This window comes from Mycobacterium sp. (assembly GCF_050701675.1).
In the GTDB taxonomy this organism is placed as follows: Bacteria; Actinomycetota; Actinomycetes; order Mycobacteriales; family Mycobacteriaceae; genus Mycobacterium.
Genome location: NZ_JBOGDD010000376.1, coordinates 1 through 7,414, shown reverse-complemented (window position 1 = coordinate 7,414; position 7,414 = coordinate 1). Strand labels below are relative to the sequence as shown.

Sequence of the window (7,414 nt, the reverse complement as noted above, 5' to 3'; positions counted from 1 at the left end):
CGCTAACCCTGGTCTGCGCGGCGGGGGTTACCGGCTCCGCAGCCGATGACATCGCCAAGGAGGTGGAGATCTTTGCCTCGCACAACGGGTTGCCGATTGTCATTGCCACTCAGGACGAATCGCGGTTCAACGCTGGGCACGGCGTCATCTGGGTTCCTCGAGTCCATCCAGATCTAGCCTTCCTGCTCGCCGCGATGGCGGGCCACCTGTTCGGCTACCACGCAGCCTTGGCCATCGACGAACAAGCCCTGCCACTGAGGGCCGCGCGGGCCAAGATCGAAGAGACCGCAGTCGCGAACGACCGCGAACCTGCAGCCATGTTGGTCGACCTGCCTGCGGCGATCGGGCCGGCCGCCGATGACTTCATGCGCAGATTGGACGCCGGCCAATACGACGGCTCGTTGAGCGCAAGGGCGTCTGCGCGGATAGCCGTCGCGTTCCACGCGATCGTCACGCGCTCCGAGGAGACACTGCTGTCGCGCTTCGCGGGGCCAGACGCGGTGATCAACGAGCTGGTGGCCGCGCTCACCGACGGCATCGACCAGGTTTCGCGCACGATCGACACCATCCGACACCAAGCGAAGACGGTGACGGTCGGCACCAGCCGCAGCGACGAGGAGATCCTGTCCGTCCCACTCGTCGAGGCGGTCCTCGCGGCGGGGGCGGGTCGGAACTCGTTCTCCTACAGTGCGCTTCGCACGGTCGCGGCCCTCGATCCGGCCGTGGCGGCCGTTGTCGGTTCGACCCACTACTCCGTCGCCGATGAGCACGTCGAAGTGATCAGCCGCCGCGGGATGGCGCAGGGCTTGCGTTCGCGCACTGACGTCGATCACCGACTGGTCGGGACGAAGCTCCTGGTGGCAGAACAACAACAGGTCCTGGCCGCCGTTGGTCGCAACGATCAGCGACCGTTCATCATCGTTCCGGAGATCAACGGCCATCGGACAACCGGGCTCGTCCTGCTCCACGTGGAGTTTCGTCCGCGCCTCTCCCCCGGCGACATGTCGTCGGTCCTCGAGAACTACCGGGGTCGACTGTCGGAACTGAAAAGTGCTGTCACCGAGGTAGATCCGATCTTCGACGAACGGCTGCTCGGTGTCGTGCCCCCGCTCGCACTGCTCACCGAACCTGCCGAGCTACTCGCGGAGCACTGGAACGAAGCTCGGCAAACCGGATAGTCCCCATTCGATCGAGCCCGCCAAGCGCCGGGCTCAGTTGACCGGGACGTCCAGGATCGGGCGTCCGACGCCGGCCCCTGGCCCGTCGAAGTGCCACCACTCGCCCGAGTACACCGTCAACCCGCCGGCTTCCATCGCCGAGCGCAGCTTCTCCCGGTTCGCCTGTTGAGTCGCGTTGACCCCCTCGGTGGCGTACGCGAGGCCACGCGGCGTGAAGTCGTCGAAGTCGGTCCCCATGTCGATGAGCGACCCGTAGTGCCCATCGGCCAGGGTCACGTCCACCGAGCGGCCTGCCTCGTGACTGCGCGCGTAGTCGGTCGGACGAGCGACCCAATTCGGGTCGGGCACTTCCTGGAACATCCGCACCTGGACGTCGTGCGGTCGGTAGCAATCCCAGAACACGAGGCGTGCGTTGTTCTTCCGGAGAATGTCGGCGGCCGTTGCAAGTCCCGGTGCCATCGACTGGTGGATCAGACACCGCGCATCGGCCGGGTACAGCGCCACGCCGACGAAGTTGTTGGTCGTCGCATAACGCAGATCGATCCGCGCATCGGGTACGACCGTCAGTACGTCGACCAGCCCCGCGGCCTGCGCCTGGGGCGAGACCGGTGGGACGTCGGCAGCAGCTGTCGGGGACGTCATCAGAAGCATCACAACGGCCGCGAACGCCCCGGTGAACGTGCGCGTTCTGCCACGCGACAACGGCGTGTTGCGAGCAGACACGCACGCTCGCGGCAAGGTGGTTAGGCCTCTGCGAAGTTCCGCGTGACGGCGGGATCCACCAGGATGCCGGGGCCGGTCGTGGTCGAGACGACGACCTTCTTCAGGTAGCGGCCCTTCGACGACGACGGCTTGGCCCGCATGATCTCGTCGATGGCAGCGCCGTAGTTCTCGGCGAGCTTCGTCTCGTCGAACGAGGCCTTGCCGATGACGAAGTGCAGGTTGGCCTGCTTGTCGACGCGGAAGTTGATCTTGCCGCCCTTGATCTCGGTGACGGCCTTCGCGACGTCGGGGGTGACGGTGCCGGTCTTCGGGTTCGGCATCAGGCCACGGGGCCCGAGGATGCGGGCGATCTTGCCGACCTTGGCCATCTGATCGGGCGTGGCGATCGCGGCGTCGAAGTCCAGGAATCCGCCCTGGATCTTCTCGATCAGATCGTCGCTGCCAACCTCGTCGGCACCCGCGGCCACGGCGGCCTCGGCCTTCTCGCCGACGGCGAACACGATGACGCGGGCCGTCTTGCCGGTGCCGTGGGGCAGGTTGACGGTGCCGCGGACCATCTGGTCGGCCTTGCGGGGGTCGACACCGAGGCGGATCGCGACCTCGACGGTGGCGTCTTGCTTCTTCGAGGACGTCTCCTTGGCCAGCTTCGCGGCCTCGAGCGGCGTGTAGAGGTTGTCGCGGTCGATCTTCTCGACGGCTTCGCGGTATGCCTTGCTGTTCTTGCTCATTGGATTCCAATCATTTTCGTTGGGTCGTGGTCTTGCGGGCCGAAGCGGGCCCTTCCACGTTTTGGAGCTGGGTGGAGCTACTACTAGGAGACCGTGATGCCCATCGACCGGGCGGTGCCCGCGATGATCTTCGCCGCAGCGTCGATGTCGTTGGCGTTGAGGTCTTCCTTCTTGGTCTCGGCGATCTCGCGGATCTGATCCCAGGTCACCTTGGCGACCTTGGTCTTGTGCGGCTCGCCGGAGCCCTTCTGCACACCGGCCGCCTTGAGCAGCAGCTTGGCGGCGGGCGGCGTCTTCAGGGCGAAGGTGAAGCTGCGGTCCTCGTAGACGGTGATCTCCACGGGGATGACGTTGCCGCGCTGGCTCTCCGTCGCGGCGTTGTACGCCTTGCAGAATTCCATGATGTTGACGCCGTGCTGGCCGAGCGCGGGGCCGACTGGCGGCGCGGGGTTGGCCGCACCCGCCTGGATCTGCAGCTTGATCAGCCCGGTGATCTTCTTCTTCTTGGGGGCCATGAGGTGTTCTTCCTGTTCTTGTAGTTCTTTAGATCTTGGAGACCTGGGTGAAGGTCAGCTCCACAGGTGTCTCGCGGCCGAAGATCGACACCAGCACCTTGAGTTTCTGTTGTTCGGCGTTGACCTCGCTGATCGAGGCGGGCAACGTCGCGAACGGGCCGTCCATGACGGTGACCGACTCGCCGACCTCGAAGTCGACGAGAACGACCGGCCGTTCGAGCCCGTTGGTCTCGGCGGTGGCGGCGGCGCCCGACGACGTGGACTTGGCGGGCTTCTTGGCCGCACCCTGCGGGAGCAGGAACTTCACGACGTCATCGAGCGTCAGCGGCGACGGCTTGGACGTGGCGCCGACGAAGCCGGTGACACCGGGGGTGTTGCGCACCGCGCTCCACGACTCGTCGGTGAGGTCCATGCGCACCAGGATGTAGCCGGGCAGCACCTTGCGGTTGACCTGCTTGCGCTGGCCGTTCTTGATCTCGGTGACCTCTTCGGTGGGCACCTCCACCTGGAAGATGAAGTCGCCGACGTCGAGGTTCTGAACGCGGGTCTCGAGGTTGGCCTTCACCTTGTTCTCGTAGCCCGCATAGGAGTGGATGACGTACCAGTTGCCGGGCTTGGAGCGCAGGTCCTTCTTGAGCGCTACGGCCGGGTCGACGTCCTCGTCTTCTTCTGGAACTTCTGGAACGTCGCCGTCCTCCGGAGCCGCCTCGGCGGGGGCCTCTTCGGCCTCTTCGGCCTCTTGCGCCTCAGCGGGCACCTCGTCCGCAGCACCGTCCACGGCCTCGCCGGTGGGCTGTTCCAGCGACTCGGCAGCGACGTCGGCAATCACGGTCGTAGGGTCCGCGGCCTCGATGCGCGCGTCGGACACACCCGAAGGCGTATTGCCCTCGAAGGAAGTCACGTGTCAATCCTCTCTAGATCTCTTCGCTCGTAGCGTGTGGCTCGGACGGCTGTGTCAGCCGAACACCCACGTCACGAGTTTGGCCAGGCCCAGGTCGACGCCGCCGATGAGGGCGACCATGAAGACCAGGAAGGCCAGTACCACGGTGGTGTAGCTGATCATCTGCTTGCGGTTGGGCCAGATCACCTTGCGGAGCTCGGCGACGACCTGCTTCAGGAAGTTGAAGACGAACGTGATCGGGTTGCGGGACTCGCCTGGCTTCTTGGCGGTCTTGGGCTTCTTGCCGTCGCCGTTCTTGACGGAGCCCGACTCAGTGGCGGGAGCGTCATCATCGGCGGCCTCGCGCCGCGACCGCTTCCCGCTGGGTCGCTGAGGCCTGGTCGCGATCGCGGTCTGTCCACGGCTGCCACCGACACCGATGTCATCACTCACCGCGTCGACGTCGTCATCGACGGAATCGACGTCGTCGGTCACGGAGTCGATGTCGTCGTCGACTGGGGAGCCGGCACCGTCGCGCTCGTCGCTCACCGCATGCCTTTCGTTGTCTTCGGTGTGGTCACCTTCCAGTGTCCACGCTCTTCGAGTATTCGCCTTCAGCAGGGGCGACAGGACTTGAACCTGCAACCTGCGGTTTTGGAGACCGCTGCTCTGCCAGTTGAGCTACGCCCCTTCACGGTTGGCAGGCCAACCTGCGTTCCAGGCTCACACAACTCACGCGCCCCCCGATCGGTCGATCAGAAACCGACGGACAGCGCGCTTGATTGGGCGAAACCCCGAGGACCGAGTGTACAACGGCCCTGTTCCGACTTGCTAATCCTTCGCCGCAGTGCGCATGACCTGGCCACTCTCGGCGTCCCACTGGACCTGGATCGAGTTGTCACCCTCGTGGCCCATCAACGTGGTGAACGCTTCGAGCACCAACTCGTTCTTCTCGTCGACGCAGACGCTGCGCGTGACGACGATATCCGCCCCGAACCGTTCGACGACGGACTGGATCTCCAGCGACGCGCTCAGCGTTTCGCCGACGACGAGGGGCTTGTGGAACACGAACCTCTGATCCACCTGGACGATCTGCATCGTGGTCATTCCGACGTCGACCTTGCGGAAGAAGTCCTGCTGCACCAACAACGCGAAAATGGAGGCGAAGGTCAGCGGCGCGACGATGTCGTCGTGACCGAGCTCGGCGGCTGCATGCTCGTCGAAGGTGGCCGGATCGTCGGCCTTGATCGCTCTGGCGTACTGACGCACTTGTTCGCGACCGATCGTGAAGCTCTCGGGGTAGTGGTGAACCATCCCCAGGACGTCGACCTTGAGTGGCACTATGCCAGCTTCGCGGTGGCCGTGGCGCGGCCGAAGATCTTCTTGCCGCCCGTCGTGGCGGACAGCGCGATGACGATCGACTTCGACTCGGGCTCAACGGACTTCACGCGACCATTGAACACGATCACGGCGCCCACTCCGTCGTTGGGCACCGGCACCACTGCGGTGAACCGCACGTTGTACTCCGTCACCGCGGCGGGGTCGCCGATCCACGACGTCACGTAGCCGCCACCCAGACCCATGGTCAGCATGCCGTGCGCGATCGCGGTGTCAAGGCCCACCTGCTTGGCGATCTCGTCGTCCCAGTGGATGGGGTTGAGGTCACCCGACACACCTGCGTAGTTGACCAGGTCCATTCGGGTCAGCGGAATGACACGCTCGGGAAGCTCGTCGCCGACCTTCACGGAACTGAACTCACGTAGCGCCATCTGAAAAGCCCTCTCCGCTGTCGTCTGAACGCCCTGCCAGGGTCGTGTACGTCTCTTGCACGGCCTCACCCTTGTCGTTACTGATGATGTTCTTGGTGACGATGATGTCGGTGCCGTGCGCCTGCCGATACGCGTGCACGTAGACGTCGCAGTAGAGCCGGTCGCCCACCTTGATGGGCAGCAGGAACTTCAGCTCCTGGTCGACCTGGACGATCTGCGCGTCGGTGATGTCGATTTTGGCGTTGGCGAAGAAGGCCGTCTGCGCCTGGTAGCCGAACACCGACATGAAGGTCAACGGCGCGGGCAGCGACCCGTGGCCGAGCACTGCCGCGGCGTCCTCATCGTGATACGCGGGATCGTCGTTCTTGACGGCGACTGCGTACTCGCGCACCTTCTCGCGCCCAACCTCGTAGAAGTCGGGATAGCGATAGTGCATCCCGATGATGTCCGAAGACAGCGGCACGGACAGTTCCCCAATCAGTCAACCCCGAGCCGAAGCTCGCGGGGTCGTCCGTTAGCGCGATTCCTTGTGGGCCCGGTGGACGCCACAATTCGGGCAGAACTTCTTGAGCTCCAGCCGGTCGGGGTCGTTGCGCCGGTTCTTCTTCGTGATGTAGTTACGGTGCTTGCACACCTCACAGGCCAAGGTGATCTTGGGCCGTACATCTGTACTCGAGGCCACGTCAGTCGTCCTTCTTCATTCACTTGCGTTGTCGTCTTGTAGCGGTGGGGGGGCTCGATCCCCCGACCTCACGATTATGAGTCGTGCGCTCTAACCAGCTGAGCTACACCGCCATGTTCGGGCGCCTTGCTACCCCTGGTTTCTCCCGTCGCTTCACTCGTCCCGGGAAACCACCGAGCCCCCTAACGGAATCGAACCGTTGACCTTTTCCTTACCATGGAAACGCTCTACCGACTGAGCTAAGGGGGCAGTCGCCTGCAGTCGCGCCGCAGGGCCTTAAAGAGGGTACATTCTCGCCGTTATCCTCACCAAACCGCAGCGTGGCGGGGGGCTCGGTTCAGGGTGAGGCAAGGTGAGGCCCCCCGTCGGAGACCCTGGTGTTTCCGGCCGCACGGACGGGGGCCCTACTGTTGCAGAATGGCCAGCCCAACCGACCAGGACCGTCTGTACTTCAAGCAATTGTTGTCGGGACGCGACTTCGCCGCGAACGACGTGATCGCTCAGCAGATGCGCAACTTCGCCTATCTGATCGGTGACCGCCACACCGGCGACTGCGTCGTCGTCGACCCGGCGTATGCGGCGAACGACCTGCTGGATGCCCTGGAATCCGACGGCATGCACCTGTCGGGGGTGCTGGTCAGCCACCACCATCCCGACCACGTCGGCGGGTCGATGATGGGCTTCGAGCTCAAGGGGCTCGCCGAGCTGCTGGAGCGGGTCAGCGTGCCGGTCCACGTCAATACCCATGAGGCGGATTGGGTTTCGCGCATCACGGGGATTGCGCTCAGCGAGCTGACCTCCCACGAACATGGCGACAGGGTTTCGGTCGGCGACGTCGACATCGAGCTGATGCACACTCCAGGCCATACGCCAGGAAGTCAGTGCTTCCTGCTCGACGGCCGGTTGGTCGCAGGCGACACCCTCTTCCTGGAGGGGTGC

11 protein-coding genes and 3 tRNA genes are annotated in these 7,414 nt (G+C 64.5%); 2 read left to right on the top strand and 12 right to left on the bottom strand.

Annotated features, from left to right (window positions below):
* Positions 1–1,178: hypothetical protein (locus ACRDUX_RS11295; protein ID WP_526413878.1), on the top strand; the 1,178-nt coding region annotated here is incomplete at its 5' end.
* 33 nt (positions 1,179–1,211) lie between these two features.
* Here ACRDUX_RS11295 and ACRDUX_RS11290 read toward each other — a convergent pair.
* From ACRDUX_RS11290 to ACRDUX_RS11235, 12 genes are all read right to left on the bottom strand, one after another.
* On the bottom strand, positions 1,212–1,829 hold the full coding sequence (locus ACRDUX_RS11290; RefSeq protein ID WP_526413880.1) for a M15 family metallopeptidase: 618 nt from the start codon (positions 1,827–1,829) through the stop codon (positions 1,212–1,214).
* Positions 1,830–1,921: 92 nt separating this feature from the next.
* Positions 1,922–2,629, bottom strand: coding sequence for a 50S ribosomal protein L1 (rplA, locus tag ACRDUX_RS11285; RefSeq protein ID WP_526413876.1), 708 nt, complete (start codon positions 2,627–2,629; stop codon positions 1,922–1,924).
* Between the two features lie 83 nt (positions 2,630–2,712).
* Complete coding sequence (rplK, locus tag ACRDUX_RS11280; protein WP_526413874.1) at positions 2,713–3,144, bottom strand: 50S ribosomal protein L11; 432 nt, start codon at positions 3,142–3,144, stop codon at positions 2,713–2,715.
* Between the two features lie 28 nt (positions 3,145–3,172).
* Positions 3,173–4,045 (bottom strand): transcription termination/antitermination protein NusG, encoded by an 873-nt coding sequence (nusG, locus tag ACRDUX_RS11275; RefSeq protein ID WP_526413872.1) that lies wholly within the window; start codon positions 4,043–4,045, stop codon positions 3,173–3,175.
* A 54-nt stretch (positions 4,046–4,099) separates the two neighbouring features.
* Positions 4,100–4,573, bottom strand: a complete 474-nt coding sequence (secE, locus tag ACRDUX_RS11270) for a preprotein translocase subunit SecE (protein WP_526413870.1) — start codon at positions 4,571–4,573, stop codon at positions 4,100–4,102.
* A gap of 69 nt (positions 4,574–4,642) precedes the next feature.
* Positions 4,643–4,715 (bottom strand) — tRNA-Trp (locus ACRDUX_RS11265).
* A gap of 140 nt (positions 4,716–4,855) precedes the next feature.
* Positions 4,856–5,365, bottom strand: a complete 510-nt coding sequence (gene hadC, locus ACRDUX_RS11260; RefSeq protein WP_526413868.1) for a (3R)-hydroxyacyl-ACP dehydratase subunit HadC — start codon at positions 5,363–5,365, stop codon at positions 4,856–4,858.
* On the bottom strand, positions 5,365–5,793 hold the full coding sequence (hadB, locus tag ACRDUX_RS11255; protein ID WP_526413865.1) for a (3R)-hydroxyacyl-ACP dehydratase subunit HadB: 429 nt from the start codon (positions 5,791–5,793) through the stop codon (positions 5,365–5,367). Before hadB ends, hadC begins: the two co-directional genes overlap by 1 nt.
* Entirely contained in the window at positions 5,780–6,256 is a 477-nt protein-coding gene (gene hadA, locus ACRDUX_RS11250) for a (3R)-hydroxyacyl-ACP dehydratase subunit HadA (RefSeq protein WP_526413863.1), read from the bottom strand. The genes hadB and hadA overlap by 14 nt, the downstream gene beginning before the upstream one ends.
* Positions 6,257–6,307: 51 nt before the next feature.
* Positions 6,308–6,475 carry a 50S ribosomal protein L33 gene (rpmG, locus tag ACRDUX_RS11245; protein WP_011854752.1) on the bottom strand — a complete coding sequence of 56 codons (168 nt, stop codon included), beginning with the start codon at positions 6,473–6,475 and terminating at the stop codon, positions 6,308–6,310.
* A gap of 39 nt (positions 6,476–6,514) precedes the next feature.
* A tRNA-Met gene (locus ACRDUX_RS11240) sits at positions 6,515–6,588 on the bottom strand.
* Positions 6,589–6,651: 63 nt separating this feature from the next.
* Positions 6,652–6,724, bottom strand: a tRNA-Thr gene (locus ACRDUX_RS11235).
* A gap of 168 nt (positions 6,725–6,892) precedes the next feature.
* Between ACRDUX_RS11235 and ACRDUX_RS11230 the strand changes: the two genes are divergently transcribed.
* On the top strand, positions 6,893–7,414 hold a 522-nt coding region (locus tag ACRDUX_RS11230), incomplete at its 3' end, for an MBL fold metallo-hydrolase (protein ID WP_526413861.1).

Bases quoted from the DNA above. Each gene is read 5' to 3' on its own strand.
- hadB (WP_526413865.1), bottom strand. From the start codon at position 5,793: ATGGCGCTACGTGAGTTCAGTTCCGTGAAGGTCGGCGACGAGCTTCCC.
- rplA (WP_526413876.1), bottom strand. From the start codon at position 2,629: ATGAGCAAGAACAGCAAGGCATACCGCGAAGCCGTCGAGAAGATCGAC.
- rplK (WP_526413874.1), bottom strand. From the start codon at position 3,144: ATGGCCCCCAAGAAGAAGAAGATCACCGGGCTGATCAAGCTGCAGATC.
- ACRDUX_RS11290 (WP_526413880.1), bottom strand. From the start codon at position 1,829: ATGCTTCTGATGACGTCCCCGACAGCTGCTGCCGACGTCCCACCGGTC.